Origin of the sequence: Mesorhizobium sp. M1E.F.Ca.ET.063.01.1.1 (assembly GCF_003998155.1) — a bacterium.
In the GTDB taxonomy this organism is placed as follows: domain Bacteria; phylum Pseudomonadota; class Alphaproteobacteria; order Rhizobiales; family Rhizobiaceae; genus Mesorhizobium.
The window spans coordinates 1-499 of record NZ_RZSC01001543.1; the positions used below are offsets into that span (position 1 = coordinate 1).

1 tRNA gene is annotated in these 499 nt (G+C 64.5%); it reads right to left on the reverse strand.

The features are described from left to right. Positions 1–179: 179 nt before the first annotated feature. A tRNA-Ser gene (locus EOA29_RS39685) sits at positions 180–269 on the reverse strand. Between the last annotated feature and the right edge of the window lie 230 nt (positions 270–499).

Consider the following 499-nt stretch of genomic DNA (forward strand, 5'->3'; position numbering starts at 1 on the left):
CTACAGCGATGACCGCCCGCTGTCCTGGGACATGGAAAAGCTGCGCGATTTCATCCGCGAAGCCGATGTGGGTCAGTGAAAGGCAGCTCCGAGCCGCCCGCCTGCGCCAAAGCTTCGGAGGGGCAACCTGCTTCGCACGAGGAGCGGGCTGTTCCCCGAAGCTCGAAGAACGAGCAGGATGGCGGAGAGGGAGGGATTCGAACCCCCGATGCCCTTGCGAGCATGCCGCATTTCGAGTGCGGTGCATTCGACCACTCTGCCACCTCTCCGCGGTCATGGTCGGCCGTTGCCGGCGCGGCGCACTAGATAACGACTGGACGTCAAGGTTACAAGGCCAAATCTGCCGGATGTCAGGCTTCTTTGACGTGGTGTCGATTTGGTCACCGCCAAGCGCTTCCCGCGGGGCGGCCAGGTGGCCAGTCGGCGGCGTCAACGTTCGCCTCTCACATGGATGACGGCGGCCGGCCTGGGCGCCGCTAACCGCCCGACGTTCATGGTG